We start from the raw sequence: 26,830 nt of genomic DNA, 5'->3' as shown, positions 1-26,830 counted from the left end.
ATCAGCAAATCGTAACTATTTAACGCGCGAAAAAAGCACCATCGATTCCAGATGCCCCGTGTGTGGGAACATATCCAGCATCGCCAGTCGCGCAATGGTATATCCTGCTTTTAATAACGCCTCGCTATCCCGAGCCAGCGTCGCAGGGTTACAGGATACATAAACTATACGAATGGGTTCCAGTTTTATAATTTGCTGCATGACGCCAGCAGCACCTGCTCGCGCCGGGTCCAGCAACACTTTGTCAAAGCCGTTTTTAGCCCACGGCTGCTTTGTGACATCATCTTCAAGATTTTCATGATAAAACGTCACATTTTGTAAACCATTAAGTCGCGCATTTTCCTGACCTTTCTCCACCAGCGCCGCAACACCTTCTACCCCTACCACGCTAGCCGCTCGTGTCGCTAATGGCAGTGTGAAATTGCCCATACCGCAGAATAGATCAAGCACGCTGTCTTCAGCCTGCACATCCAACCACTCCAGCGCGCGCGCCACCATTTTCTGGTTCACACCCGCGTTGACCTGAATAAAATCACGCGGGCTAAAAGTTAAACGCAATCCGTTTGAGTCATACCAGGGCATCTCGCCAGAGACGGTTTCGAGTATCTCACTATCGGGGGCGAGAAACAGATCCAGGCCTTCAGAATGCGAAAAGCGTTCCAGTTTTTCACGATCAGCCGAACTTAGCGGTGCGGTATGGCGTAAAATCATCAGCGTGCCGCTGGTTGCCTGCACCAGTTCAACGTGACCAAGATGGCGCATGGCTTGTAAGCTGCCCAGGCATGCCCTGACTTTGGGCAGCAATGCTTCAAGTTGGGGCGCTAAAATGGGGCATTGCTTAACATCGACAATGTCACTGGAACCCGCTTTGCGAAATCCCATCTGTAATTGTTGTTTTTTCGGCTGATAGTTCAGGCTTAAGCGCGCGCGGCGACGGTATCCCCAGGGAACATCGGCGATCACTTCAGAGACGTCATGCTTCATTAACCGGGCGAGCGCCGCACTTTTGCTTCGCTGCTGTAGTTCGATGCTGGCGTGTTGTTGCTGACAGCCGCCGCATACGCCAAAATGAGGGCAGCGTGGCGTTTCGCGTTCCGGGCTGTCGCTTAGCCTGCGCACGACTTTAGCGCGGGAATACTGTTTTTTATCTTCAGTAACAGTAACTTCCGCGTCTTCCTGCGGCAATAGCCCGGGGATAAATAACGCTTTTCCGTTATGTCGTGCCACGCCCTGACCAAAAGAGTCGAGGTCGTTGACTGAAACGGTTATGATCTGACGCGTCGTCACGCGTCGTTTTGCAGAGTAGAATTGCGCCATTGGCGAGACTTTCTCAATTTAACAGTGTGACCTTAATTGTCCCATAACGGAACTCCATGACCAACTACAGCCTGCGCGCACGCATGATGATTCTGATCCTGGCGCCGACCGTCCTTATTGGTTTATTGCTCAGTATCTTTTTCGTCGTGCATCGCTATAACGACTTGCAGCGTCAACTGGAAGATGCCGGTGCCAGCATTATTGAGCCGCTTGCAGTTTCTACTGAATATGGCATGAGCCTGCAAAATCGCGAATCTATCGGTCAGTTGATAAGCGTTTTGCATCGTCGCCATTCTGATATTGTTCGCGCCATTTCAGTTTACGATGAAAATAACCGACTCTTTGTCACCTCCAATTTTCATCTCGACCCTTCAGCAATGCAGCTCGGTAGTAACGTGCCATTTCCGCGCCAGCTCACTGTCACACGTGATGGCGATATTATGATTTTGCGTACGCCGATTATCTCCGAGAGTTATTCTCCCGACGAATCGCCCATTAGCGATGCCAAAAATAGTCAGAATATGCTGGGGTATATTGCCCTTGAGCTGGACCTTAAATCGGTGCGCTTACAGCAATATAAAGAGATTTTTATTTCCAGCGTGATGATGCTGTTTTGTATTGGTATTGCGCTTATTTTTGGCTGGCGACTCATGCGCGATGTAACCGGCCCGATTCGCAACATGGTGAATACTGTCGACCGCATCCGCCGAGGACAACTCGACAGCCGGGTGGAAGGATTTATGCTCGGCGAGTTGGATATGCTGAAAAACGGCATCAACTCGATGGCAATGTCTCTGGCGGCTTATCACGAAGAGATGCAGCACAATATCGACCAGGCGACGTCCGATCTGCGTGAAACGCTGGAGCAGATGGAAATTCAGAACGTTGAGTTGGACCTGGCGAAAAAGCGCGCCCAGGAAGCTGCGCGTATTAAGTCCGAGTTTCTGGCGAATATGTCACATGAGCTGCGTACACCGCTGAATGGAGTTATTGGCTTTACCCGCCTGACGCTGAAAACAGAATTAACGCCAACGCAGCGCGATCACCTGAACACGATTGAACGCTCGGCAAATAATTTGCTGGCAATTATTAATGATGTTCTCGACTTCTCGAAACTGGAAGCGGGCAAGCTGATCCTGGAAAGTATTCCGTTCCCGCTGCGCAGCACGCTGGATGAAGTGGTTACTCTTCTGGCGCATTCTTCTCACGATAAAGGGCTGGAATTGACGCTCAATATTAAGAGCGACGTGCCAGATAACGTGATAGGCGATCCACTGCGTTTACAGCAAATTATCACTAACCTGGTGGGGAATGCGATTAAATTCACCGAGAATGGCAACATCGATATTCTGGTGGAAAAACGAGCGCTGAGTAATACCAAAGTTCAGATTGAAGTGCAGATCCGCGATACCGGTATTGGTATTCCTGAACGCGATCAATCGCGCCTGTTCCAGGCCTTCAGGCAGGCAGATGCCAGTATTTCACGCCGTCATGGCGGCACCGGGCTGGGGCTGGTAATTACGCAAAAACTGGTTAATGAGATGGGCGGAGATATCTCGTTCCATAGCCAGCCGAATCGTGGCTCAACCTTCTGGTTCCATATTAATCTCGATCTGAACCCGAATATTATTATTGAAGGACCATCCACCCAGTGCCTCACCGGCAAACGCCTGGCTTATGTCGAACCGAACTCGGCAGCCGCGCAGTGCACGCTGGATATTTTAAGCGAAACACCGCTTGAGGTGGTCTACAGCCCAAGCTTCTCGGCCCTCCCTCCCGCGCATTACGACATGATGTTGTTAGGGATTGCGGTGACTTTCCGCGAACCGCTAACGATGCAACATGAGCGGTTAGCGAAAGCGGTGTCGATGACCGATTTTCTGATGCTCGCCCTTCCGTGCCATGCACAGGTCAATGCCGAAAAGCTCAAGCAAGATGGTATCGGCGCGTGTCTGCTGAAACCCCTGACGCCTACACGTCTGTTGCCTGTACTGACCGAGTTTTGTCATCAAACACAAAATACGCTGTTGCCTGTCACCGACGAAAGTAAGCTGGTAATGACGGTTATGGCTGTTGATGATAACCCAGCAAACCTGAAACTTATCGGCGCATTGCTGGAAGACATGGTTCAGCATGTGGAGTTGTGCGATAGCGGACATCAGGCGGTTGAACGAGCAAAACAGATGCCGTTCGATTTAATCTTAATGGATATTCAAATGCCGGACATGGACGGCATTCGTGCATGCGAACTTATCCACCAGCTTCCGCACCAGCAACAAACGCCAGTCATCGCGGTGACTGCACATGCGATGGCTGGGCAAAAAGAGAAATTACTTGGCGCGGGGATGAGCGATTATCTGGCGAAACCGATAGAAGAAGAGCGATTGCATAATTTGCTGCTGCGCTACAAACCCGGCAGCGGCATTTCTTCCCGCGTTGTGACGCCAGAAGTGAACGAAATTGTGGTGAACCAGAATGCGACTCTGGACTGGCAACTGGCGCTACGCCAGGCCGCTGGCAAAACCGATCTGGCGCGCGATATGCTGCAAATGTTGCTCGATTTCCTGCCTGAAGTTCGCAACAAAGTTGAGGAACAACTGGTTGGGGAAAATCCAGAAGGCCTGGTTGATTTGATTCATAAACTGCATGGCAGTTGCGGCTATAGCGGTGTGCCGCGTATGAAGAATCTCTGTCAACTTATTGAACAACAGCTACGAAGCGGTACTAAAGAAGAAGATTTGGAGCCGGAGCTACTGGAATTGTTGGACGAGATGGATAATGTGGCACGCGAAGCCAGTAAAATTCTTGGGTAATGGACGTCTTGTCGAGTAGCAATCGGCTTTTTATGAAGCTGGTTTCAGATTGGTGACAAAGTGCCTGTGTTTATGCCGGATGCGGCGTTAACGCCTTGTCCGGCCTACAAAACCAATTAAATTCAATGAATTAAAAAATGATGTAGACCTGATACGTAGCGCAACAGGCAATTTTGCGTTTGGCATCAGTCTCAAACCGGCTCCAGATAGAGCCGGTTTTGGTTTTCTGTCTTAACGCACCATGCACGGACGCTTGTTATCGAACGTCCAGCCAGGAATCAGGTACTGCATCCCCATCGCATCATCACGCGCGCCAAGCCCGTATTTCTGATACAGCTCATGGGCTTTCATCACTTGATCCATATCGATTTCTACACCCAGCCCCGGTTTTTCTGGCACTTGTACCAGACCGCCTTTGATCTCAAAAGGCTCTTTGGTCAGGCGCTGATTACCTTCCTGCCAGATCCAGTGCGTATCAATAGCAGTAATTTTACCCGGTGCAGCAGCGGCAACATGGGTAAACATCGCCAGGGAAATATCGAAGTGGTTGTTAGAGTGTGAACCCCAGGTCAGGCCAAATTCATGGCACATTTGCGCCACACGTACCGAACCCTGCATCGTCCAGAAATGCGGATCCGCCAGCGGGATATCAACGGATTGTAACGAGAGCGTATGGCCCATCTGCCGCCAGTCGGTGGCTATCATATTGGTTGCAGTCGGCAGGCCAGTTGCGCGACGGAACTCTGCCATCACTTCACGCCCGGAGAAACCTTGCTCCGCACCACACGGATCTTCTGCATAAGCCAGCGAACCTTTCAGGTATTTACCAATTTTAATCGCTTCGTTCAGCGACCAGGCACCGTTAGGATCGAGCGTAATACGCGCCTGCGGGAAGCGTTGCGCCAGTGCCACAATAGATTCGGCTTCTTCTTCCCCGGCCAGTACACCGCCCTTCAGTTTGAAATCGTTGAAGCCATATTTTTCATACGCCGCTTCCGCCAGGCGCACCACCGCATCCGGCGTCATCGCTTCTTCGTGACGAAGACGATACCAGTCGCATTTGTCATCCGGCTGGCTTTGATACGGTAACGGTGTGGCTTTGCGATTGCCGACAAAGAACAGATAACCGAGCATTTCGACTTCGCTACGCTGTTGACCATCGCCCAGCAGGGATGCCACGTTAACCCCAAGGTGTTGCCCAAGCAGATCCAGCATTGCCGCTTCGATCCCGGTTACCACGTGGATAGTGGTACGCAGATCAAAAGTCTGTAAACCACGCCCGCCAGAATCACGATCGGCAAAAGTATTACGCACCAGCGTCAGAACGTTTTTGTATTCACCCAGCGTTTTACCTACCACCAGCGGAATCGCATCTTCCAGCGTTTTACGGATTTTCTCGCCGCCGGGAATTTCCCCTACGCCGGTGTGACCAGAATTATATTTGATGATCACAATATTACGCGTGAAGAACGGTGCGTGTGCGCCACTCAGATTCATCAGCATACTGTCATGACCCGCCACCGGGATGACCTGCATTTCAGTAACAACAGGCGTCGTAAATTGAGAATTCATATTTATGTCCTTTTTCAGAATCAATGACGGCCGAAAACGGGACGTTTACGGTCAAAGGTCCAGCCGGGGATCAGGCACTGCATCGGGCCTGCGTCGTTACGCGCACCGCCAGGCAGACGTTTATAGGCCTCATGTGCCTTTTGTACCTGTTCCCAGTCCAGTTCCACGCCCAGGCCGGGCGCATCAGGAACGGCAATTTTTCCGTTTTTAATCTCCAGCGGATTTTTGGTCAGGCGACAATCGCCCTCCTGCCAAATCCAGTGGGTATCGATAGCGGTGGGATTACCTGGTGCCGCCGCGCCCACATGGGTAAACATCGCCAGAGAGATATCGAAGTGGTTGTTGGAATGACAGCCCCAGGTCAGCCCCCAGTCGTCGCAAAGCTGCGCCACGCGGACTGCACCGGAAAGCGTCCAGAAGTGCGGATCGGCAAGTGGAATATCTACTGCATTGAGCATCACCGCATGACCCATTTCACGCCAGTTGGTGGCGATCATATTGGTCGCGACGGGCAAGCCGGTCGCCCGCCGAAACTCCGCCATCACTTCGCGACCGGAGAAACCCTGTTCTGCGCCGCATGGATCTTCGGCATAGGTAAGAACATCATTCAGCCCTTTGCATAGAGAAATGGCTTCATCAAGTAGCCAGGCACCGTTGGGATCAACGGTAATCCGCGCATCAGGGAAGCGTTTCTTCAATGCACGAACGGTGTCGATTTCTTGCTCGCCAGGTAATACGCCACCTTTGAGTTTGAAATCTTTAAAGCCATAGCGATCCTGTGAGGCTTCCGCCAGACGCACAACGGCTTCGCTGTTCATCGCTTTCTGGTGGCGCAACTGATACCACTCATGGTTGCCTGGCGTACTGTCCAGATAAGGAAGATCGGTTTTAGTCCGATCGCCGATATAAAACAGATAACCGAGGACGGTAATAGCATCGCGTTGCTTGCCTGGGCCAAGCAGTTCACAGACCGGAACATTCAGCGCCTTACCTAACAGGTCAAGCAAAGCGGCTTCCAGCGCCGCCACGGCGTTAACGCGCAATTCAAAGGTCCAGGCACCTTTGCCGAAGGTATCAAAATCGGCGGCCTGATTACCTTTATGCACCTGCTGGACCACTTTATTCAGGCGCGCAACTTCCTGGCCCAGCACCATCGGAATAGCTTCGACCAGTGTTTGATAAATCACCTCTCCGCCCGGCGCTTCACCAATGCCGGTATGCCCGGCATTATCGGTGAGTACCACAATATTGCGGGTGAAATATGCGTTATGTGCACCACCAATATTGAGCAACATGCTGTCATGTCCGGCGACCGGAATGACTTTCATATCAGTAATGACTGGACTGGATTGTGTCGTCATCTTATTGCCCCGCGACAGGTTTCAGCTCGATACGCTTAATATCGCCCACCAGCACCAGGTAGCTCAGCACCGCGATTAAGGCATGAACCCCAACATAAATCAGCGCCCCATTAAAGGAGCCAGTCGTGCCAACGATATAACCAATTGCGATTGGCGTGACGATACCGGAAATGTTACCGAACATATTGAACAGGCCGCCGGAAAGACCGCTAATCTCTTTCGGCGCAGTATCTGCCATTACCGCCCAACCCAGCGCCCCGATGCCTTTACCGAAGAAGGCCAACGCCATGAAACCGATGATCATCCACTCAACATCGACGTAGTTACAGAACACCATCACCATCGACAGCAACATGCCCATCACGATCGGTGTTTTACGCGCAATGTTCAGCGAGCCCGTGCGGCGCATTAGCCAGTCGGAAATAATCCCCCCCAGCACGCCGCCGATAAAACCACAAACAGCAGGAACGGAAGCCACAAAGCCCGCTTTCAGAATCGACATCCCGCGCGCCTGCACCAGATAAACCGGGAACCAGGTAATAAAGAAGTAAGTCAGGGCGTTGATACAATACTGACCGATATAAACACCGATCATCATCCGCGACCCGAGCAGCTGTTTGATCTGCCCCCACTTCACGCTGAACGGCACTTTAACTTTGGTGTTTTGCTGATCCATATTGATCAGCGCGCCGCCAGCGGCGATGTACTCCAGCTCTTTCTGATTTACACCCGGATGCTGGTTTGGCTCGTGGATGACTTTCAACCAGATAAAGCTGATGACAATGCCCAGACCGCCCATAAAGAAGAAGACGTGTGACCAGCCCACTTCATGAGTTAGCCAGCCCATAATCGGCGCGAAGATCACCGTTGCGAAGTATTGGGCGGAGTTAAAAATCGACACCGCCGTTCCCCTTTCCTGCGCCGGAAACCAGGCCGCAACAATGCGGCTGTTGCCAGGGAAAGATGGCGCTTCAGCAAGCCCGACCAGGAAGCGCAGCGTAAACAGGGCAACGATAATGCCGAATCCACTAAAGATATCGACGAAACCTTGCAGCAAGGTAAACATCGACCAGATAAAGATTGACCAGAAGTAGACGCGTTTTGAACCAAAGCGATCCAGCAACCAGCCGCCAGGGATCTGCCCAATAACATAAGCCCATGAGAAAGCAGAGAACACATAGCCCATACCCACTGGATCAAGGCCGATATCTTTGGCCATTTCCGAACCGGCGATCGAGAGCGTAGCGCGATCGCCGTAGTTGAAAGATGTGACGATAAACAGCATCACCACTATCCAGTAACGAGCATTCGTGCGTTTTTCCACACTGCTCGCAGCCTGACTTAAAGAACTCATTGTTGCACTCCTGAAAATTCGCGTTAGCCACGCTCACTCTGGACTGCGACATCGCCAGGAAATCAGAGGTGACGTAGGGTGTTTTTGCCGTTTTTATAGGTCGTTCGCCGAATGCGGCGCGTGTTTATATCTGGCAATAGCAGTATAAAAAGCGCGCCATAGCGGCTCACCGTGCAACAACACAACATTAATACGTTCAATGAGGCTCGATTTTGGCATTAGCCCTGGACGGTGGAATCCACTTCACGGAAATGAAAACAAGAACAAGAAAGGAAGGGTTAAATCGGAGAAATAAAGAAGAGTATGAAATAGATCGCTTGACTCCAGGCAAACGCCAGTAAAAATCCGCGCTAAGAAGCAGTTTTTACAGGCATTTGCCTGAAAAGATTCGATTCAGCACCGCTAAAACGGTATTTTGCCGATCGCTGAACAAATCAGGGCAACAGCGTCCCCCACTGTTCAACCCACGGATTGGATTCCGTTTCTGGTTCCGGGGTTTCACTGGCATCGATCAGCAGCATTTCCCCTACCCGCTGCGCGCTCTGTTCCTGTAACAAAGCATCAAACTGTTTGCCACCGTTGCAGAAATTCACATAACTACTGTCGCCGAGCGCAATCACGCCGTAGCGCAGGTTCGGCTGGAAACCGAGGTTATCCTTTATGCCCAGAAAGAGCGGCACAATGCTATCAGGAAGGTCGCCCTGCCCGGTGGTGGACGTAACTACCAGAACATACTTGTCCTGATAGGGTAACCAGTCGCTTAATTCTGGGTCTTCAAACACCGTTGCTTTGTGGCCCTGTGCGGTCAGAATCGCTTCCGCTTCTTCGGCCACTAGCAGTGAATTCCCGTACATGGTGCCTACAAAAATACCAATTTCCGCCATACCGTTTTCTCCCTGGATTAGGAACTTATCTCATCATCCTGACCCGATGGCGCGCTGAACTCAACCCTTTCATTTTCAGGAAGCAGACCGCGCCAGCCAAATTGTGATAATGCCTGCATCCAGGTGTCGTCCAGACCGGCGTGGATAGTCAGCGGCTCGCCAGTAAAAGGATGCGTCAATGACAACTGACTGGCGTGCAACATCAACCGATGGAGGCCAAAATGTTCAGCCGCGCTGCGATTCTGGCGCAAATCGCCATGTTTGCTGTCGCCAATAATCGGATGGCGCAAATGGGCGAGATGGCGACGAAGCTGATGTTTGCGTCCGGTTTTCGGCTCCAGTTCCACCAGACCGTAGCGTGTCGTCGGGTAACGCCCGGTCGCGACTGGCATTTCAACCATCGCCAGACCGCGATAATGCGTCACTGCTGGCTGCGGGCCTTTATCTTCGCGGGCATACTTATCGGCGATTTTATCCAGTTCTTCCACCAGCGGATAATCCAGCACCGCTTCTTCCATCAGCCAGCCACGCACAATCGCATGGTAACGTTTCTGGATTTGGTGCTGTTCAAACTGTTGCGCTAACAGCCGTCCGGCCTCGCTGGATAATCCCATCAGCAATACGCCGGAAGTCGGTCGGTCCAGCCGATGCGCGGTAAACACGTGCTGACCAATCTGGTCACGTACGGTTTGCATGACCACCACTTTTTCGTCGCGATCCAGCCAGCTGCGGTGAACCAGCCAGCCAGACGGTTTGTTAACCGCAACCAGCCATTCATCCTGGTAGAGTATTTCCAGCATCAGTTTGTATCATCCGCAAAAAGCGCATCCAGTTTTTCCAGCTCCGCCAGAATAAGCGCGCGCTGGGGGTGGTCCGTCGCCAGCGCCATTTCATAATACGGCGCCACGGCGAAAGCCCCTGGCAATGGCTGATTATTATCTAAGAGATCGTGCATTCGTGGGATCAGTACCCATTGCAACCACTCCAGTGGCTCCATCGTATCCATAAAGAAAGGTTGGGTACTGTTAAATTGATGCGGCTGCGGTTCATCGCTCCGCCAGTACTGATGTTCACGCAGTAATGTTTCAAGTGCCTGCAACTGAAGACGAACGCGGTCATGAGTGGTCATAAAACAACCTCAAGAAGAAAAAACTGCCGCGAAGGATAGCAGGAATAAAAAAAGGGAGCACTGTATTAACAGTGCTCCCGGTTCGTTTCGCAGCATTCCAGCTACTTTTGTTGCTCCCTGCTCATCCTTGACAACTTTTCCTGTGGCCTTGCGACCAATCGTTCATCCTGAACTAATGCTTCCTGCTCACACCACCCCGATGTGATACTTCATCCTGAAGTGTCCCTGGCCTTCCTGACCCACCGAATCATCCTGACCGGTTCTCATTCTCCGTCCTGGAGGTGTCCTTTAACGCATCCAGCGTTTTCCTCTTCGCTTCATCCAGAAGCCTTTCCCTGAAACACCATCCTGGCGTGTCCTTTAGAAGTGTCATCATCCTGATGTTCACTTCGTTGTCTGACTCCCTGTCGACGAAGATAGAATCGTCTTTTTCACTGAGTCTTACAAGGCGCTTACAGACAATGCCTTAAGGAAAATTTCATACGAAAGTTAAGGATACTCAGTCAACTCATTGATTTAAAATAGAAATATGATTCTTATCTTTTTAAGTATTCACTTACTTTCTGGCGATCTCCTACAGGGTCTGTAAGAGATCTCTCACAACCAGACGGGGTAATTGGATTACAGAAGAGGCTTAAGCTGCGTAAGGAATTCCGCAAGATTTGAGGCTAAATGGGTACGATTCCGCGTACCCAGCGTCTCTTTGCATACTTCGCCAGAGAGATTACACACCGAAATCACTTCCAGCTCTTCTTCCAGTGTGGCGATAAATAACGTGGGGGGCAGTTTCAGACGTTTCTGGGTAACCAGATGTCCAATCAGGTTTTCCTGCACCCGGCGGAAGTCATCTTCGCTCCAGGTTTGCAGTAATGTCAGTTTGATATCGCCAAACTGCGCATGCATATCCCCGGCAAGCTGGGTCGTATAGAAGGTATGAATTGCGGGTTGTATCACAATATCAAACGCACGCTCAACCGCGTTTACATTTTGCTCACCGCTAAACGGCTGCGGTTGCCAGAACACAGCATCATTAGTGGTTGAAATAATGCACGGTGAAGGAACGCCATACAGCTCCTCGCTTAACGGCCAACTATTGTGCTGTTCGTGCCAGGCATCGCAGTAACGCGTGGTAAAATCTCTCAAGGCTTGTGCGGTCAATTCGTCCACTAATTTCTCTCTTCACTTAAACCAGATACACTTGTCGTTTAGTTTATCTGGTTTATGACGGTGAAACATGTCTTCTTATGCAAACCATCAGGCACTTGCGGGCCTGACTCTTGGAAAATCAACCGATTACCGGGATACCTATGACGCCAGCCTGCTACAAGGCGTTCCACGTAGTTTGAATCGCGATCCGCTGGGCCTGAAAGCAGATAATCTGCCTTTTCACGGTACGGATATCTGGACGCTATATGAACTCTCCTGGCTGAATGCGAAAGGTTTGCCGCAGGTTGCCGTGGGTCATGTTGAACTTGATTACACCAGCGTAAATCTCATTGAGTCGAAGAGTTTTAAGCTCTATCTCAACAGCTTTAACCAGACACGCTTTAACAATTGGGAGGAAGTGCGCCAGACGCTGGAGCGCGACTTAAGCACTTGCGCCCAGGGTAACGTTAGCGTGGCGTTATATCGTCTTGATGAACTGGAAGGCCAGCCGGTGGGGCATTTCAACGGCACCAGCATTGATGAGCAGGATATCGCTATCGATAACTATGAATTCACCACTGACTATCTTGAGAATGCCACCAGCGGCGAGAAAGTGGTGGAAGAAACACTCGTTAGCCACCTGCTGAAATCAAACTGCCTGATTACTCATCAACCAGACTGGGGGTCTATCCAGATTCAGTATCGTGGACGCAAGATTGACAGGGAAAAACTGCTGCGTTATCTGGTTTCTTTCCGTCATCATAACGAGTTCCATGAACAGTGCGTAGAACGCATTTTTAATGACCTGTTACGCTTCTGCCAGCCCGAGAAATTAAGTGTTTACGCACGTTATACCCGTCGTGGCGGTCTGGACATTAACCCGTGGCGCAGTAACTGTGATTTTGTCCCATCGACAACCCGTCTGGCACGGCAATAAAATTTTTCTCAATTTTGCGTGCTGGATTCACGCATAAGGTTGTGAAAGGTCATCAGGCAGGGCTATTGTAATCAAAGGGAATGACGATAATCGTCCCATAAGGAGTTTTTCTTGATTACACATATTAGCCCGCTTGGCTCCATGGATATGTTGTCGCAGTTGGAAGTGGACATGCTTAAACGCACCGCCAGCAGCGACCTCTATCAACTATTTCGCAACTGTTCACTCGCTGTTCTGAACTCCGGTAGCCTCACCGATAACAGCAAAGAATTGCTGTCCCGTTTTGAAAATTTCGACATTAACGTGCTACGCCGTGAACGCGGCGTGAAGTTAGAACTGATCAATCCCCCGGAAGAAGCTTTTGTCGATGGGCGTATCATTCGCGCCTTGCAGGCCAACTTGTTCGCTGTCCTGCGCGACATTCTCTTCGTCTATGGGCAAATCCATAACACCGTTCGTTTTCCAAATCTGAATCTCGACAACTCTGTTCATATTACCAACCTGGTCTTTTCTATCTTGCGCAATGCTCGCGCGCTGCACGTGGGCGAAGCGCCCAATATGGTGGTGTGCTGGGGTGGTCACTCCATCAACGAAAACGAGTATTTGTATGCCCGTCGCGTTGGTAATCAGTTGGGGCTGCGTGAGTTAAATATCTGCACTGGCTGTGGCCCAGGCGCGATGGAAGCACCGATGAAAGGCGCGGCGGTCGGACACGCCCAACAGCGTTACAAAGACAGCCGTTTTATTGGTATGACTGAACCATCGATTATCGCTGCTGAACCGCCTAACCCGCTGGTTAACGAACTGATCATCATGCCGGATATCGAAAAACGTCTGGAAGCGTTTGTCCGTATCGCCCACGGCATCATTATCTTCCCAGGCGGTGTGGGTACAGCGGAAGAGCTACTGTATTTGCTGGGAATTTTAATGAATCCGGCCAACAAAGATCAGGTCTTGCCATTGATCCTCACCGGCCCGAAAGAGAGTGCTGATTACTTCCGCGTACTGGACGAGTTTGTCGTGCATACGTTGGGAGAAAACGCGCGCCGCCATTATCGCATCATCATTGATGACGCTGCAGAAGTAGCCCGTCAGATGAAAAAAGCGATGGCGCAGGTGAAAGAAAACCGTCGCGATACGGGCGATGCCTACAGCTTTAACTGGTCAATGCGTATTACGCCAGATTTGCAAATGCCGTTTGAGCCGTCTCACGAGAATATGGCTAATCTGAAGCTTTACCCGGATCAGCCCGTTGAAGTGCTGGCTGCCGACCTGCGTCGTGCATTTTCTGGCATTGTGGCGGGGAACGTAAAAGAAGTCGGTATTCGCGCTATTGAAGAGTTTGGGCCATATAAAATCAACGGTGATAAAGAGATCATGCGCCGTATGGACGACCTGCTTCAGGGGTTTGTTGCCCAACATCGTATGAAGTTACCAGGTTCTGCCTACATCCCTTGCTACGAAATCTGCACCTAATTCCCCCTTCCCCGGTAACGTTTGTTGCCGGGTTTTTCTCTTTTTTTGGTCGCTCACTAATCAATCTATTTCATTTGTTATATGAATGTTTCTGTGCGCCATCATGTCATTAATATCACCACCTACAATATGTCATACAATTTATGTTGTAGCGCAAACGTTTCCCTTCATTTGAAGACCGCATTTTATCTCCGCAAAAAAGAAAATCTTGCAATCATTAACTAAAAGTATTGATTTTTGCAGTTCAACCTACATATATTGCGCGCCCCGGAAGAGGCCAGATGTCGTTAATCTGCCAAATATTGCCCTTAAATTCTCTTTTACTTTTGATTTACAGAGTAAAGCGTTGGGATTATCTATCTTCCAAGTAGATTATTGTATTTGAGATCAAGATCACTGATAGATACATAACTTGTGTGTATCTTTCCGCCCTCAAATTATTACGGCGGAAAATGATTAAGCCATCGCCGATAGACAGATTTCATTTTACGGCCAGGCACCTTCCCGGGCTGAACTGGCTAAAAGCTGAATTATTTGCATTCCTCCAGGAGAAATAGATGGAAACGACTCAAACCAGCACGATTGCGTCGAAAGACTCTCGCAGTGCCTGGCGCAAGACAGATACCATGTGGATGCTGGGCCTTTACGGCACGGCAATCGGCGCGGGCGTGCTGTTCCTGCCAATCAACGCCGGTGTTGGCGGTATGATCCCGCTGATCATCATGGCTATCCTTGCGTTCCCGATGACGTACTTTGCGCATCGTGGCCTGACTCGCTTCGTGCTGTCTGGTAAAAACCCAGGCGAAGACATCACCGAGGTAGTAGAAGAACACTTTGGTATTGGCGCAGGTAAACTGATTACCCTGCTCTACTTCTTCGCTATCTACCCGATTCTGCTGGTTTACAGCGTGGCAATCACCAACACGGTTGAAAGCTTCATGTCTCACCAGCTGGGTATGACGCCGCCGCCGCGTGCGATTCTGTCACTGATCCTGATCGTGGGTATGATGACCATCGTTCGCTTCGGTGAGCAGATGATCGTTAAGGCGATGAGTATTCTGGTATTCCCGTTTGTTGGCGTACTGATGCTGCTGGCTCTGTACCTGATCCCGCAGTGGAACGGCGCAGCACTGGAAACTCTGTCTCTGGACACTGCATCTGCAACCGGAAACGGTCTGTGGATGACCCTGTGGCTGGCAATTCCGGTAATGGTGTTCTCGTTCAACCACTCTCCGATCATCTCTTCTTTCGCCGTTGCGAAACGTGAAGAGTACGGCGATATGGCTGAACAGAAATGCTCGAAGATCCTGGCATTCGCTCACATCATGATGGTGCTGACCGTAATGTTCTTCGTATTCAGCTGCGTACTGAGCCTGACTCCGGCAGACCTGGCTGCGGCTAAAGAGCAGAACATCTCGATTCTGTCTTACCTGGCTAACCACTTTAACGCGCCGATCATCGCGTGGATGGCTCCGATTATCGCGATTATCGCTATCACCAAATCCTTCCTGGGCCACTACCTGGGCGCACGTGAAGGCTTCAACGGTATGGTGATCAAATCACTGCGTGGTAAAGGTAAGTCTATCGAAATCAACAAGCTGAACCGTATCACTGCGCTGTTCATGCTGGTAACGACCTGGATTGTTGCCACCCTGAACCCGAGCATCCTGGGTATGATTGAAACCCTGGGCGGCCCAATCATCGCAATGATCCTGTTCCTGATGCCGATGTACGCCATTCAGAAAGTACCGGCAATGCGTAAGTACAGCGGTCACATCAGCAACGTATTCGTTGTCGTGATGGGTCTGATTGCAATCTCCGCAATCTTCTACTCTCTGTTCAGCTAAGTCCTTTCGCGCCGCTTTCGGGCGGCGCTTCCTCCGTTTTAACGCGATGTATTTCCTATGATTAGCGTATTCGATATTTTCAAAATCGGCATTGGCCCTTCCAGTTCTCATACCGTTGGACCAATGAAAGCGGGTAAACAATTTACCGACGATCTGATTGCCCGTAACCTGCTTAAAGACGTGACCCGCGTGGTGGTTGACGTCTATGGTTCGCTCTCTCTGACCGGCAAAGGGCATCACACTGATATCGCCATTATTATGGGCCTGGCAGGGAATCTGCCGGATACCGTGGATATCGATTCCATCCCTGGTTTTATTCAGGATGTGAATACTCACGGTCGCCTGATGCTGGCAAACGGTCAGCACGAAGTCGAGTTTCCGGTTGATGAATGCATGAACTTCCATGCCGATAACCTTTCTCTGCATGAGAATGGCATGCGCATTACCGCGCTGGCGGGCGATAAAGTTGTTTACAGCCAGACGTATTACTCCATCGGCGGTGGCTTTATCGTTGATGAAGAGCATTTTGGCCAGCAGGATAGCGCACCGGTTGAAGTTCCATATCCGTACAGTTCTGCTGCCGATCTGCAAAAACATTGCCAGGAAACCGGGCTGTCACTCTCTGGTCTGATGATGAAAAACGAGCTGGCGCTGCACAGTAAAGAAGAGCTGGAACAGCACCTGGCGAACGTCTGGGAAGTGATGCGTGGCGGTATTGAACGCGGTATTTCCACCGAAGGCGTGTTGCCAGGCAAACTGCGCGTTCCACGTCGTGCCGCGGCACTGCGCCGGATGCTGGTCAGCCAGGATAAAACCACCACTGACCCGATGGCGGTTGTTGACTGGATCAACATGTTCGCACTGGCAGTGAACGAAGAGAACGCTGCGGGCGGTCGTGTGGTGACTGCGCCGACTAACGGTGCGTGCGGGATTATCCCGGCAGTGCTGGCGTACTACGACAAGTTTATCCGCGAAGTGAACGCTAACTCACTGGCTCGTTACCTGCTGGTAGCCAGCGCCATTGGTTCTCTTTATAAGATGAACGCGTCGATTTCTGGTGCCGAAGTGGGTTGCCAGGGTGAAGTTGGCGTAGCGTGCTCAATGGCGGCGGCTGGTCTGGCAGAACTATTAGGCGCAAGCCCGGCGCAGGTGTGCATCGCGGCGGAAATCGCTATGGAGCATAACCTCGGCCTGACGTGTGACCCGGTTGCTGGACAGGTACAGGTACCGTGCATCGAGCGTAACGCCATTGCGGCAGTAAAAGCGGTGAACGCCGCGCGTATGGCACTGCGCCGTACCAGCGAACCGCGCGTCTGCCTCGATAAAGTTATCGAAACCATGTACGAAACAGGTAAAGACATGAACGCCAAGTACCGCGAAACCTCTCGCGGCGGCCTGGCGATGAAGATCGTTGCCTGCGATTAATCGTTCTCCAGAGGCCTCGTTTTGCGAGGCCTCACATTGTTGAGAATGTGCCTGTTGTTTATGTCGGATGCGGCGTAAATGCCTCATCCGACCTACAAAACAGCGCAAATTCAATAGATTGCGATTCTTTTGTAGGCATGATAAGCGTAGCGCATCAAGCAATTTGGCGTTGTCATCAATATCAGATCTCGTTTTGCGAGCCCTCTTCCTGTTTTCTCATCCAGTCGTAGCCTGTTCCGGTGACCAATGTTACCCTTATCGCCTGATCTTTAAGGGGGAATATTGTGGCTGTTCATTTGCTTATCGTCGATGCACTGAATCTTATTCGTCGCATTCATGCCGTGCAGGGGTCACTCTGTGTCGAAACCTGCCAGCACGCCCTTGATCAACTTATTATGCACAGCCAGCCGACCCACGCCGTCGCCGTTTTTGATGATGAAAACCGCAGTAGCGGCTGGCGTCATCAGCGCCTGCCTGATTACAAAGCGGGTCGCCCGCCAATGCCGGAAGAGTTGCACAACGAAATGCCCGCGTTACGCGCAGCCTTTGAGCAACGCGGTGTCCCGTGCTGGTCAGCCAGTGGCAACGAAGCCGATGACTTAGCTGCCACGCTGGCGGTCAAAGTGACACAGGCCGGGCATCAGGCAACCATCATTTCGACAGATAAAGGCTACTGTCAGCTACTTTCACCTACATTACGTATTCGCGATTACTTCCAGAAACGCTGGCTGGATGCACCGTTTATCGATAAAGAATTTGGCGTTCAACCGCAGCAATTGCCCGATTACTGGGGGCTAGCGGGGATCAGCAGTTCAAAGGTGCCAGGCGTTGCGGGAATTGGGCCCAAAAGCGCCACGCAGTTGCTGGTCGAGTTTCAGAGTCTGGAAGGGATCTATGAGAATCTGGAAGTGGTTGCCGAAAAGTGGCGCAAGAAATTAGAAGCCCATAAAGAGATGGCGTTCCTGTGCCGTGATATCGCCCGCTTACAGACTGATTTGCATATCGACGGCAATTTACAGCAATTGCGGTTGGTACGGTAACGGCGTGCCGGATGCAAACGATTATCAACACATTGAATTTAATGCACTTATATGCCGGATAAGACGCGGCTAGCGTCGCATCCGGCATTATCACATCAGCGCATTTACCAGGCGGTATGGTAAATCTCTACAATATCCTCAAGCGTTGCTTCACGCGGGTTGCCACCGGTACAAACATCATCCAGTGCCGCCTGCGCCAGTGCCGGAATGTCTTCCTTGCGTACACCAACATCACGCAAATGTGGCGGAATACCGACATCACAGTTGAGAGCAAACACCGCTTCAACAGCGGCATTACGCGCCTCTTCCAGGCTCATACCTTCCACTTTCACGCCCATAACGCGCGCGATATCGCGGTACTTCTCACCGGTAAAGTCAGCGTTATAGCGCATGACATGCGGTAACAGGATGGCGTTCGCAACACCGTGTGGAGTGTTGTAAAACGCGCCCAGTGGATGCGCCATACCATGCACCAACCCTAACCCAACATTCGAGAAGCCCATACCCGCAACATACTGCCCGAGCGCCATTTCTTCTCCGGCATCCTTATCACCAGCAACCGATCCTCGCAGCGCCCCAGCAATGATTTCAATCGCTTTAATGTGCAGCGCATCGGTTAACGCCCACGCGCCACGGGTAATATACCCCTCAATAGCATGAGTGAGCGCATCGACACCCGTCGCAGCTTTCAGCGCTGGAGGCATACCATCCATCATGTCAGCATCAATAAACGCCACCTGCGGGATATCATGCGGATCAACGCAAACAAACTTGCGCCGTTTTTCTTCGTCAGTGATCACGTAGTTAATGGTCACTTCTGCCGCAGTGCCTGCTGTGGTGGGGATTGCCAGAATCGGTACGCTGGGTTTATTGGTCGGGGAAAGCCCTTCCAGGCTACGCACATCGGCAAACTCCGGGTTGTTGCTGATAATGCCAATCGCTTTACAAGTATCCTGTGGAGAACCACCACCAATAGCGATCAGGTAATCCGCGCCGCTATTCTGGAATACACCGAGCCCTTCTTTGACGACAGTAATTGTTGGGTTGGGCACTACACCGTCGTAAATCGCCCATGCCAGCCCTGCAGCATCCATCTTATCGGTCACTTTCGCCACCACGCCGCATTGCACCAGCGTTTTATCGGTGACGATCAGCGCCTTCTGATAACCACGGCGTTTCACCTCATCGGTTAAAGCCCCAACAGCACCCCGACCAAACCATGCCGTTTCGTTCAGAATCATTCTGTTAGCCATCATCCTTCTCCTTGTTGCTTTACGAAATTACTCTTCAATCCGTAACCCATAGGTTTTGAATTTCTCCAGCACTACGGCAATCTCTTCATCGCTCAGCGCTGGCACCGGGTCCGTAATCGCCAGGGTCGTCAGGTAAAGTTGCGCCAGCACTTCAACTTCATGCGCCAGCCATAACGCTTTTTCCAGATTCACCTCACAAGCGATAAGCCCATGATGTTGTAACAAAGTTGCCTTACGATTTTTGAGAGCCAGCGCAACATGTTCAGAAAGTTCGCGTGTTCCAAAGGTCGCATAAGGCGCGCAAGGAATAGAATTACCCCCAGCCGCCGCAATCATGTAGTGAATAGCGGGGATCGGTCGGTTAAGAATGGAAACTGCCGTGCAGTGAACGGCATGATTGTGAACAACCGCGTTGGCATCTGGTCTGCTTTGATAGGCCGCCATATGGAAACGCCATTCGCTGGAAGGAATCTTACCTTCTTCGTATTTGCCGTTGCCATCAACATAGACAATCATATTCTCCGTCATTCTTTCATAAGGAATACCGCTGGGAGTAATCAACATGCCGTTTTCAAAACGTGTGCTGACATTCCCCGCAGTCCCCTGATTTAACCCAAGGCGCGTCATTTCCAGACAGGTTTCAATTATTTCACGGGATAAACGTGTTCTTTCCATCTTTATTCTCCAGATACAGTTCCAGCTCGCCTTGTTGCGTAAAACAGCACCGCAAATGAAGACGGGGTTATTTTTAGTAAGGGGAGGCCACTGAATATCATTGTTCAATAGCCTGATTATCTTTTGGCGATTATTATTTTTTTCTTATGCGCTTAATTAATTTCATTTCTACTTTGACTGTTTTTTTGACTGGTCTTTCTTCGATCGCGCTTAACATCATTTCGAACGCTTTTTCTGCCCAGGCATTTTCATCCTGCTGCATTGACCAGACATTGTTGGCGAGAAATCCCAGCATGGGATGTTCATCGAAAGTGCCAATATTGATTTCTGGCGGTACAGCGCCAAGACGGTCGCGAATCGCGCGGACAGCGCCTTCAAGTACAGGTAAAGACGAGGCGATAAATGCCTGCGGGCATCCCTGCTCTTCAATGAGTTTTTCCATAATGACATAGCCGCCTTCCGGAGTATTTACCGGGCCTTCCCGCACCCAATCGCGATGGGTAATCCCTTTTTTTGCCAACGCATTCAAATAACCTGCCAGACGATCGCTGATACTCGGCAAACCGGCATCTCCCAGCAAAAACCATACTGGAGCCTGCCCGGCCTCAAGAATATTTTGCGTCAGCTTTTCTCCGCCAGAAATATTATTACTCTCTACCAATGCGTTATCGGTATATTTAAAATCACGATCGAGTAAAACCATTGGCTTACGAATTTTGCGTAAATGATGCTGCTGATTTTCCAGCGTCGAAGGAACAATAAAAAGACCATCTACATTTCGTGCGATAAATGCTTTCGTCAATTTATTTTCATAGTCAACATCATCATAAGTACAACTGATCGTAAGTTGATATCCGGAACGTCGACAGCGTTGTTCGAGTTTTTCTGCCAGCGTAGCAAAAAAGACGTTGGATATGTTGGGAACAATCAACCCTAATGTATCAGTTTTGTTAAGTTTAAGGCTGCGAGCGGAATGATTAATGATATAACCATAGCGTTCAACATATTCATTGATACGCGTTTGGGTTTTGACGCTGATTCGATATTGTTCCGCTTTTCCATTTAGCACCAGTCGCACGGTCGTAACCGATAAATTCAGGTCGCTGGCTATCTGCTCTACTGTTTTAGCCATAGGTATTTCCCAGTTAACATCCAGACGTCAAATCACAATCATAAAAGTATTTTCAACTTTTGTCTTATTGCATCAGTTGGTTAACCGCCTGTTGTTGCTCCCAAAGCGTCAGGTAAACCCGGTATTTACGCTCTAAAAATTCACGGCGTTGTGGATTTACCTGAATAACCTCTCCGGCTTCAACCATTGCTTTACACGCAGATGTAAAATCCCCCCATGCGCCGCTGGCAACAGCGCCGCTAATTGCTGCGCCCAACGTAACGGCATCTTCTTCTTGCATCAGGTGGATATCGCAGCCTGTCACGTCTGCATATTCGCGTAGCCATAAAGGGTTGTGCGTTGCACCACCACATAATGTTAATCGGGTAATGGTATGCCCATTTTCCCTGAGAGTTTCAATAATATGTCTGGTGCCAAAGGCTATTGCCTGTAAAGTCGCAAGATAAAGCCGCGCGAGCTGATTTTCACCACGCTCCAGTGTTAAACCATAAACACTGCCTCTGGCATCGGGCCGCGCTCGTGGCGAACGGTTGCCGTGATGATCGGCAAGCACATGTAAATTTCGTGTGGGTTCTGACTCGTTAGCTTCCAGGGCGGCTACCCATTCATTAATCAGTTGAATCGGATGACACCCGCGTTGCTGCGCCTTGTTAAAAAGATTTGCGCTTGCCCCGGACTCCTGAAGCGTCCACTCCACCAGCGCCCCTGCGGCGCTTTGCCCGCCTTCAGTTAGCCAGTAATTTGGCAACATAGCCGACCAGTATGGCCCCCAGACGCCAGGGGTGAATATTTCTTTTTCACTGCACAACATATGGCAATTCGACGTTCCGCTTATCAATGCCAGCGTTCCTGATGGCTGCGCGCCAGCCAGCGCCATGCCACCGGCATGGGCATCAATCAAACCACTGGCCACGATAACATTGGTCGTTAATCCTAATTCTTCAGCAGCTGTGGCAGTTAAAGTTCCCACGGCAGCGCCAGGCGGAAGAATTTCGGCGGGAATTCTTTCGAGCATGTCGGTCAGGTCTACCGATTCCAGTAAGCTATGGCTAAAGCGTTGTTCATGGGCCAGATAATTCCATTTACACGTTAGCGTGCACAATCCCGCGACGTCTCGCCCTGTTGCTTTCCAGACCAGAAAATCCGCCAGATCGAAAAAGCGATGAGCGGCCTGCCAGGTTTGCGGTAGATGCGTCTTCAACCAACGTAACTTTGGTAACTCCATCTCGACGCTCACTTCGCCGCCAACGTAGCGCAATGCGGGATCCTTCGTTGCGTTAATCTGTGCCGTCTCGACAGTTGCACGATGATCCATCCACATAATAATGTCGTGATTCGCAGATCCACCGGGCGAAACCGCTAAACCCTGGCCTTGTTCATCAAGAACAACCAGCGAGCAGGTAGCGTCAAAACCCAGTGAGCGAATTGCGGAAATGGGGATGCCTGCCAAAGCTGTCGCCTCTTTCACCGTTTTACAAACTTGTTGCCAGATCTCCGCCGAAGACTGTTCGACACGCTCGCCGCCAGGGCGAAACTGGGAGACGGGCGCAGTAGCGAATGCCAGCCTGTGGCCACTGGCACTGTAAACGCCTGCCCTGACACTGGCCGATCCGACATCGACACCGAGAAAATAACCGTTGTGCATAAAGCCTCCCTGACGCTGGAGATAACGGGGATGAAAATTCATCCCCAATTTTTTTATTTCTTACCGAATGGGTGCAGGAGTTTGTCGATTTCTGGCGTGTTAATATTCTCGGCATTAACAAATTTCACGGGAATATCGATCTCTTTTTCAACGGCTTGCCCCGAAAGGGCCGCGTTCAACGTTTTGATCCCTTGATAGCCAATCTGGTATGCATCCTGAACAACAAAGCCCTGAATGACGCCGTTCTTCAGGAAGTTAATAATCGCTTCCGTACTATCAAAACCAATGACTTTCACCTTACCTTTCAGATTCTGGCTATCAATGGCATTCGCCACCCCGAGCGTTGAACCTTCATTGGTGCCATAGATCCCAGCAAGATCGGGATTGGCCTGAATCATATCGATAGTTTTATCCATCGCTTTTTGCGGGTCACCATCGCTGTACTGAACGGATAATACTTTGATGTCAGGATATTTTTCTTTCATACGCTCCATGAAGCCTTCCGAGCGTTCAATAGCGGAAGATGTTCCTGCAACGTGCGCGATAATCCCAACTTTCCCTTTATTATTTACCTGCGCGGCTAAGGCATCAGCTGCCTGAGCGCCTGCTTTACGGTTATTGGTGGCGACAACACTCACCGGAATGTCTGAATTGATGCCTGAATCAAAGGTCACCACTTTGATACCGCGTGAATTTGCCGTTTCTACCAGTGGGGCGAGCGCATTCGCGTCGAGGGCTGCCAGAAGCAAGCCATTCGGTTTCTGCGCCATCGCATTTTCGACTAACTGAATTTGCTCGGCTATTTGCGTTTCATCAGCCGGGCCAACATAGCTGGTTTTATCCCCCAACTCTTTAGCCGCAGCTTCAGTTCCCATTTTTACGGTTTGCCAGAATTCATGTTGGAAACCTTTACTAACAACCGGAAGATTTAAATCCTTAGCCAGTGCGCTGGAACTTACGCAAGCCAGCAGAGATAACGCATAGATAAAATGCCTGGTTTTCATTGTTGTACTCCGTTCTGAGTGAATCACCCTTAACGTCAGGGCAGTTGTTTCCCGATAAAACAGGGAGCCTAAGTCAACGAATCTTTTTGCGTAATGTATCGAGGTAAACGGCAGCGACTACAACTACGCCCATCGCGACCATTTGCCAGAACTGGGAGACGCCCATTAAATTGAGGCCATTCTTCAATACACTCATAATGAAAGCGCCAATGATTGTGCCGCCAATAGTGCCAATACCGCCCATTAAGCTGGTTCCGCCGATCACTACCGCGGCAATAGCTTCCAGTTCGTAACCCACACCTACCGTCGGTTGTCCGGAGTTGAGACGAGATGCCAGAATGACACCTGCAATCCCCGTTAATAATCCACAGAAGGCATAGACGAAAATTTTCACGCGCTGAACTTTAATACCAGAAAGATGAGCAGCAACTTCATTACTGCCTACGGCATAGACATAGCGACCAATGACGGTTTTCTTCAGGATGTAAGCGCCGACAAGCGCTACAATGACAAGGTAGAAAACAGGATAAGGCAGCACATCAAATAAGCGTCCCTGAGCGAGCGTTTTGAACATCGGGTAATCTGCAAAATAGATGGCGCGCCCGTCAGTCATCACCATATTGATACCTCTGACGGACATCATCAGGCCCAACGTAGCGATAAACGGTGGAATGGTCATTTTAGTGACCAACAAACCATTCACATAGCCGCACAATCCACCGGCCAAAACACCAGCAATAATACACACAGGCAGCGGCAGGCCCAGCGTGGCGCAAATACCTACGGCGACACCAGAAAAAGCCACCACGGAGCCCAATGAAAGATCGATGCCAGCGGTAATAATGACGAAAGTTACCCCAATGGCCATAATGCCGATTACCGACGTTTGTAGAGCAATCGTCATGATATTTTCGGTATTAAAGAAAAAGGGAGAACTGAAACTAAAAAACAGCACTAATATAATTAAACTAAAAAGAGGCGCAAGGCGCATCAAAAGTTCTTTATTTATCTTTATTCTCTTATTATTACTGTCTGGAGAGGTTACAGAGATAGTCATAATTTAATCCTCTAACGTCGCGTATTGCATGATTTTTTCTTGTGTCGCTTCTTTTGCGCTAAGTTCGCCGGTAACTCGACCACTGCGCATCACTAAAATACGGTCGCACATTCCTAACACCTCTGGCAATTCAGAAGAGATCATGATGATTGATTTCCCTTTTGCCACCAGGCGATTCATTAACTCATAGATTTCCAGTTTGGCGCCAACATCAATGCCGCGAGTGGGTTCATCGAAGATTAAAATATCAGTATCTTTACACACCCAACGTGCAATTATAATTTTTTGCTGGTTTCCTCCACTTAGATTTAATGCGGCCTGTTCAAGATTTGGCGTTTTAATCCTTAACGCTTTTACCTGTTCCTCACTGGTTTGTTGGCAACGACGCGAATCGACATTTCCCAAACGATCGGAATACTCAGGGTAGTTTCCTAACATAATATTTCGTTCAACAGATAAATTCAGCGCCAGCCCTTCTTTTTTTCGGTCTTCCGTTAAATAACTTATCCCTTGCTGAATAGCATCCGAAATATCTTTAATAACGGTTTCCTTACCATTTAATTTTAGCGTTCCGCTGTCAATGGAGTCCGCACCAAAAATCGCACGCGCAAGTTCAGTACGCCCCGCCCCCATCAGTCCGGCAAAGCCGAGGATCTCGCCACGATAAAGCGTAAAATTAATATCGTTCAGTACGCCTTTGCGCGTCAGTCCGTTGACCTCCAGGACCGGCATCCGCTGCTGTAAGGCCTCGCGGCGGGGATAGATATTCCCTAAATCGCGACCAACCATCATGGCAATTAGATCGCTGATTTTTACGCACTCATAATCCACCGTGCTGATGTACTGACCATCTCGCATGACTGTCGCGCGGTCGGCAATTAGCGCCAACTCCTCCAGACGGTGGGAGATATACACAATGCCGGTCCCCTGCTCTTTCAATAACCGGGTGACGCGAAACAAGCTTTCAATTTCAGTTTCTGTTAACGCCGCAGTAGGTTCATCCATAATGAGAATCCTGGCGTTAACCGAAATGGCCTTGGCAATTTCTACCATCTGCTGTTGAGCTACCGTCAGGTCAGCAACCAGAGTATCTGGTTTGATTGCCAAATTTAATTTTTGCAAAATTTCAATCGTCGCCTGGCGTTGCTGTTTTTCATCCAGACGCCAGCGATTTTTTTTACAAAACTCCCTGCCGATAAAAATATTTTCTTCTACTGTAAGCTCGGGGAATAAATTAAATTCCTGGTGAATAATAGTAATACCTACGTTTTGCGCACTTAACGGATCAGAAAATGAGACTGTTTTATCTTCAAAAATTATTTCACCTTCATCAGGTTGATAAACCCCCGACAAAATTTTCATTAAGGTGGATTTTCCTGCACCATTTTCACCTAATAATGCATGAACCTCGCCCCGGCGTAGGGTAAATTGCACGTCATTAAGCGCCAACACTCCAGGAAAGCGTTTGGTGATATGCTTCATTTGCAAAAATGTTTCAGACATTGCAGCTTTCCTCAATAATCAGAAACTGAAAATGTGAAGTACGGCATAAATGTCGCTACTAAGCCATCTCCACTATGATACGAATAACGCTCGAATAGACATTCATCGCATCAATTTATTCTTCGCATTTTGCTAACTCGAGTTAGCGATCGACTTTTAAAGCTATTTTAGGTATACAAATTAGCCAAATCATTTGAGCTAAAACTGTGATGCATAACCATTAAAATCTTATAACTTAATGATTAATAAAAATATTATTT

General features: G+C 49.9%; 21 protein-coding genes. 6 read left to right on the top strand and 15 right to left on the bottom strand.

Translation table 11 applies throughout. The annotated features are described in order from the left end of the window. Positions 1-15 precede the first annotated feature (15 nt). Positions 16-1,317, bottom strand: a complete 1,302-nt coding sequence (gene rlmD, locus AACU94_RS02195) for a 23S rRNA (uracil(1939)-C(5))-methyltransferase RlmD (RefSeq protein ID WP_130214539.1) — start codon at positions 1,315-1,317, stop codon at positions 16-18. Positions 1,318-1,373: 56 nt separating this feature from the next. Here rlmD and barA point away from each other — a divergent pair, with 56 nt between their 5' ends. Further along, positions 1,374-4,130, top strand: a complete 2,757-nt coding sequence (barA, locus tag AACU94_RS02190) for a two-component sensor histidine kinase BarA (RefSeq protein WP_130207684.1) — start codon at positions 1,374-1,376, stop codon at positions 4,128-4,130. A 231-nt stretch (positions 4,131-4,361) separates the two neighbouring features. Here barA and gudD read toward each other — a convergent pair whose 3' ends face one another. The 7 genes from gudD to syd all read right to left on the bottom strand — a co-directional run bounded on the left by gudD (position 4,362) and on the right by syd (position 11,597). After that, complete coding sequence (gudD, locus tag AACU94_RS02185) at positions 4,362-5,702, bottom strand: glucarate dehydratase (RefSeq protein WP_135488853.1); 1,341 nt, start codon at positions 5,700-5,702, stop codon at positions 4,362-4,364. Positions 5,703-5,722: 20 nt separating this feature from the next. Then, on the bottom strand, positions 5,723-7,063 hold the full coding sequence (locus tag AACU94_RS02180; protein WP_135488852.1) for an enolase C-terminal domain-like protein: 1,341 nt from the start codon (positions 7,061-7,063) through the stop codon (positions 5,723-5,725). Position 7,064: 1 nt separating this feature from the next. Next, positions 7,065-8,417 (bottom strand): galactarate/glucarate/glycerate transporter GudP, encoded by a 1,353-nt coding sequence (gudP, locus tag AACU94_RS02175; RefSeq protein WP_042096643.1) that lies wholly within the window; start codon positions 8,415-8,417, stop codon positions 7,065-7,067. A 434-nt stretch (positions 8,418-8,851) separates the two neighbouring features. Next, positions 8,852-9,301: a flavodoxin gene (locus tag AACU94_RS02170; RefSeq protein WP_130207688.1), complete on the bottom strand. Its 450-nt coding sequence runs from the start codon at positions 9,299-9,301 to the stop codon at positions 8,852-8,854. Positions 9,302-9,318: 17 nt separating this feature from the next. Then, on the bottom strand, positions 9,319-10,101 hold the full coding sequence (gene truC / locus AACU94_RS02165; RefSeq protein ID WP_135488851.1) for a tRNA pseudouridine(65) synthase TruC: 783 nt from the start codon (positions 10,099-10,101) through the stop codon (positions 9,319-9,321). Next, a complete protein-coding gene (locus AACU94_RS02160; RefSeq protein ID WP_135405613.1) occupies positions 10,101-10,430 on the bottom strand; it encodes a YqcC family protein in 330 nt (109 codons plus the stop codon). The genes truC and AACU94_RS02160 overlap by 1 nt, the downstream gene beginning before the upstream one ends. A 621-nt stretch (positions 10,431-11,051) precedes the next feature. Then, positions 11,052-11,597 (bottom strand): SecY-interacting protein, encoded by a 546-nt coding sequence (gene syd, locus AACU94_RS02155; protein WP_130214549.1) that lies wholly within the window; start codon positions 11,595-11,597, stop codon positions 11,052-11,054. A gap of 67 nt (positions 11,598-11,664) precedes the next feature. On the opposite strand from syd, the gene queF reads away from it, so the two are divergent. The 5 genes from queF (at position 11,665) to xni (ending at position 18,301) form a co-directional block, all read left to right on the top strand. Next, on the top strand, positions 11,665-12,513 hold the full coding sequence (gene queF / locus AACU94_RS02150) for an NADPH-dependent 7-cyano-7-deazaguanine reductase QueF (protein ID WP_135488850.1): 849 nt from the start codon (positions 11,665-11,667) through the stop codon (positions 12,511-12,513). A 111-nt stretch (positions 12,514-12,624) separates the two neighbouring features. Beyond that, the gene (ppnN, locus tag AACU94_RS02145; protein WP_130214553.1) at positions 12,625-13,989 is read left to right on the top strand and encodes a nucleotide 5'-monophosphate nucleosidase PpnN; all 1,365 of its coding nucleotides are present in this window, start codon (positions 12,625-12,627) and stop codon (positions 13,987-13,989) included. Between the two features lie 557 nt (positions 13,990-14,546). Continuing rightward, positions 14,547-15,836 (top strand): HAAAP family serine/threonine permease SdaC, encoded by a 1,290-nt coding sequence (gene sdaC / locus AACU94_RS02140; RefSeq protein ID WP_064528228.1) that lies wholly within the window; start codon positions 14,547-14,549, stop codon positions 15,834-15,836. Positions 15,837-15,893: 57 nt separating this feature from the next. Next, positions 15,894-17,261 carry an L-serine ammonia-lyase II gene (gene sdaB / locus AACU94_RS02135; protein ID WP_130207700.1) on the top strand — a complete coding sequence of 456 codons (1,368 nt, stop codon included), beginning with the start codon at positions 15,894-15,896 and terminating at the stop codon, positions 17,259-17,261. A 284-nt stretch (positions 17,262-17,545) separates the two neighbouring features. Further along, positions 17,546-18,301 (top strand): flap endonuclease Xni, encoded by a 756-nt coding sequence (gene xni, locus AACU94_RS02130; RefSeq protein ID WP_135488849.1) that lies wholly within the window; start codon positions 17,546-17,548, stop codon positions 18,299-18,301. A gap of 104 nt (positions 18,302-18,405) precedes the next feature. Here the strand turns inward: xni and fucO are convergent, their stop codons facing one another. The 7 genes from fucO to AACU94_RS02095 form a co-directional block, all read right to left on the bottom strand. Then, positions 18,406-19,554 carry a lactaldehyde reductase gene (gene fucO / locus AACU94_RS02125; RefSeq protein ID WP_135488892.1) on the bottom strand — a complete coding sequence of 383 codons (1,149 nt, stop codon included), beginning with the start codon at positions 19,552-19,554 and terminating at the stop codon, positions 18,406-18,408. Positions 19,555-19,581: 27 nt separating this feature from the next. Then, positions 19,582-20,229 (bottom strand): L-fuculose-phosphate aldolase, encoded by a 648-nt coding sequence (gene fucA, locus AACU94_RS02120; protein ID WP_130221505.1) that lies wholly within the window; start codon positions 20,227-20,229, stop codon positions 19,582-19,584. 133 nt (positions 20,230-20,362) lie between these two features. Beyond that, positions 20,363-21,361 (bottom strand): LacI family DNA-binding transcriptional regulator, encoded by a 999-nt coding sequence (locus AACU94_RS02115; protein ID WP_130221504.1) that lies wholly within the window; start codon positions 21,359-21,361, stop codon positions 20,363-20,365. A gap of 64 nt (positions 21,362-21,425) precedes the next feature. Next, complete coding sequence (locus AACU94_RS02110; RefSeq protein WP_130258138.1) at positions 21,426-23,006, bottom strand: FGGY-family carbohydrate kinase; 1,581 nt, start codon at positions 23,004-23,006, stop codon at positions 21,426-21,428. A 53-nt stretch (positions 23,007-23,059) separates the two neighbouring features. Beyond that, positions 23,060-24,010 carry an ABC transporter substrate-binding protein gene (locus AACU94_RS02105; protein ID WP_135488848.1) on the bottom strand — a complete coding sequence of 317 codons (951 nt, stop codon included), beginning with the start codon at positions 24,008-24,010 and terminating at the stop codon, positions 23,060-23,062. Between the two features lie 73 nt (positions 24,011-24,083). Beyond that, positions 24,084-25,067, bottom strand: coding sequence for an ABC transporter permease (locus AACU94_RS02100; protein ID WP_135488847.1), 984 nt, complete (start codon positions 25,065-25,067; stop codon positions 24,084-24,086). Positions 25,068-25,070: 3 nt separating this feature from the next. Continuing rightward, the gene (locus tag AACU94_RS02095) at positions 25,071-26,570 is read right to left on the bottom strand and encodes a sugar ABC transporter ATP-binding protein (protein ID WP_135488846.1); all 1,500 of its coding nucleotides are present in this window, start codon (positions 26,568-26,570) and stop codon (positions 25,071-25,073) included. Positions 26,571-26,830 lie beyond the last annotated feature (260 nt).

This window comes from Escherichia sp. E4702 (assembly GCF_963883545.1).
In the GTDB taxonomy this organism is placed as follows: Bacteria; Pseudomonadota; Gammaproteobacteria; order Enterobacterales; family Enterobacteriaceae; genus Escherichia.
The sequence above is the reverse complement of the archived record's forward strand: the minus strand, read 5'-3'. Positions and strand labels throughout refer to the sequence as shown.

Coding starts and splice junctions, on each gene's coding strand:
- rlmD (WP_130214539.1), bottom strand. CDS start 1,317: ATGGCGCAATTCTACTCTGCAAAACGACGCGTGACGACGCGTCAGATC.
- barA (WP_130207684.1), top strand. CDS start 1,374: ATGACCAACTACAGCCTGCGCGCACGCATGATGATTCTGATCCTGGCG.
- gudD (WP_135488853.1), bottom strand. CDS start 5,702: ATGAATTCTCAATTTACGACGCCTGTTGTTACTGAAATGCAGGTCATC.
- AACU94_RS02180 (WP_135488852.1), bottom strand. CDS start 7,063: ATGACGACACAATCCAGTCCAGTCATTACTGATATGAAAGTCATTCCG.
- gudP (WP_042096643.1), bottom strand. CDS start 8,417: ATGAGTTCTTTAAGTCAGGCTGCGAGCAGTGTGGAAAAACGCACGAAT.
- AACU94_RS02170 (WP_130207688.1), bottom strand. CDS start 9,301: ATGGCGGAAATTGGTATTTTTGTAGGCACCATGTACGGGAATTCACTG.
- truC (WP_135488851.1), bottom strand. CDS start 10,101: ATGCTGGAAATACTCTACCAGGATGAATGGCTGGTTGCGGTTAACAAA.
- AACU94_RS02160 (WP_135405613.1), bottom strand. CDS start 10,430: ATGACCACTCATGACCGCGTTCGTCTTCAGTTGCAGGCACTTGAAACA.
- queF (WP_135488850.1), top strand. CDS start 11,665: ATGTCTTCTTATGCAAACCATCAGGCACTTGCGGGCCTGACTCTTGGA.
- sdaC (WP_064528228.1), top strand. CDS start 14,547: ATGGAAACGACTCAAACCAGCACGATTGCGTCGAAAGACTCTCGCAGT.
- sdaB (WP_130207700.1), top strand. CDS start 15,894: ATGATTAGCGTATTCGATATTTTCAAAATCGGCATTGGCCCTTCCAGT.
- fucO (WP_135488892.1), bottom strand. CDS start 19,554: ATGGCTAACAGAATGATTCTGAACGAAACGGCATGGTTTGGTCGGGGT.
- fucA (WP_130221505.1), bottom strand. CDS start 20,229: ATGGAAAGAACACGTTTATCCCGTGAAATAATTGAAACCTGTCTGGAA.
- AACU94_RS02115 (WP_130221504.1), bottom strand. CDS start 21,361: ATGGCTAAAACAGTAGAGCAGATAGCCAGCGACCTGAATTTATCGGTT.
- AACU94_RS02110 (WP_130258138.1), bottom strand. CDS start 23,006: ATGCACAACGGTTATTTTCTCGGTGTCGATGTCGGATCGGCCAGTGTC.
- AACU94_RS02105 (WP_135488848.1), bottom strand. CDS start 24,010: ATGAAAACCAGGCATTTTATCTATGCGTTATCTCTGCTGGCTTGCGTA.
- AACU94_RS02100 (WP_135488847.1), bottom strand. CDS start 25,067: ATGACTATCTCTGTAACCTCTCCAGACAGTAATAATAAGAGAATAAAG.
- AACU94_RS02095 (WP_135488846.1), bottom strand. CDS start 26,570: ATGTCTGAAACATTTTTGCAAATGAAGCATATCACCAAACGCTTTCCT.